The organism is Pedobacter sp. 01T416_2, assembly GCF_056398925.1.
Genome location: NZ_JBFTQI010001102.1, coordinates 1 through 1,397 on the forward strand (window position 1 = coordinate 1; position 1,397 = coordinate 1,397).

General features: G+C 38.2%; 2 protein-coding genes. One reads left to right on the forward strand and one right to left on the reverse strand.

From position 1 onward, the window contains the following. Positions 1 to 2: 2 nt before the first annotated feature. On the reverse strand, positions 3 to 626 hold the full coding sequence (gene yihA / locus AC1DPQ_RS27725) for a ribosome biogenesis GTP-binding protein YihA/YsxC (RefSeq protein ID WP_029274081.1): 624 nt from the start codon (positions 624 to 626) through the stop codon (positions 3 to 5). A gap of 154 nt (positions 627 to 780) precedes the next feature. Here yihA and ubiE point away from each other — a divergent pair. Then, positions 781 to 1,397 (forward strand): bifunctional demethylmenaquinone methyltransferase/2-methoxy-6-polyprenyl-1,4-benzoquinol methylase UbiE (ubiE, locus tag AC1DPQ_RS27730; protein WP_477611564.1); only part of this gene is annotated, 617 nt, incomplete at its 3' end.

Here is a 1,397-nt window from a genome sequence, read left to right on the forward strand (position 1 = left end):
GGTTAAAACTTCTTATAATCTGTTGGCACAACAAAATCTTTATTCACCTCATAAATGAAATTCAGCACTTCATCTTTTCCGGTTCCTTTTTCGGCAGAGGAAATAAAGGTGGCAGGGATCTCTTCAAAAAACTCACCTAATTTTTTCTTAAAGGCAGCTACATTTTTTTGGGTAGTTGTCATGCCCTGTTTATCAGCTTTGGTAAAAATTAACGAAAAAGGTATCTGTTTTTCACCTAACCAATAGCAAAATTCTATATCAATTCCCTGTGGCTCTAAACGGCTGTCTATCAAAACAAAAACACATTGTAAACTTTCTCTTTTGGTTATATAGGCGCGGATAAATTTCTCCCATTTCTCTCTGCTGGTTTTAGAAACCTTGGCATAGCCATACCCCGGTAAATCGACAATGTACCAGGCTTCGTTAATCAGAAAGTGATTAATTAATTGTGTTTTTCCCGGGCGTTGAGAGGTTTTGGCTAATCCATGTTGATTAACCAACATATTGATTAATGAAGATTTACCCACGTTAGAGCGGCCAATAAATGCATATTCGGGCATAGTTGGTGCTGGTAGTGCCGAAATCTGGGTGTTGCTGCAAACAAATGTTGCCGTTTTGATAATCATAGTGCAAAGGTAACAATTAGTTTTGAGTTGGGCGTTTGGAGTGTGGAGTCAAAAACCTACCGTCGTCAGCAATTCGTAAAGTTTAAGGGAATCGCTAAACTCCCAACTGCAAACTCCCAACTGCAAACTCTTTTCTCTATCTTTGCCCCATATCATGAATCAGAATATCACCCCATACCAAGTAGAAGATGCAACTAAAAAGGAGCAGGTTGCAACCATGTTTAATAACATTTCGGGCACTTACGATTTTTTAAACCATTTTCTTTCTTTAGGGATAGATGTATTATGGCGTAAGAAAGCCATTAAAGAACTGGTTTCCATCCACCCGAGAACTTTGCTTGATGTAGCTACAGGAACTGGCGATTTTGCCTTTGAAGCCATTAAAAAGCTTCATCCCGAAAAGGTAATTGGTGTTGATATTTCTGAAGGTATGTTAGAAGTAGCCAAGAAGAAAATTAACGAGCGTAGTTTAAACGAAGTTTTTACCGTTCAGGTAGGCGATTCTGAAGGTCTGCATTTCGAAAATGATACTTTTGATGCGATTACCTGCGCTTATGGTGTGCGTAATTTCGAAAACCTCGAAAAAGGATTAACCGATATGTACAGGGTATTAAAGCCCAACGGGAAAATGGTAATATTGGAATTTTCTAAGCCAAAGGTTTTCCCGGTAAAACAACTGTATAGTTTTTATTTTAAACAGGTAACGCCTTTCTTTGGAAAACTATTTTCTAAAGACCACAGAGCTTATACCTATTTGCCAGAATCGGTAGC

What these genes read in the sequence shown, in the direction of transcription:
- yihA (WP_029274081.1), bottom strand. Translation starts at nt 626, where the DNA reads ATGATTATCAAAACGGCAACATTTGTTTGCAGCAACACCCAGATTTCG.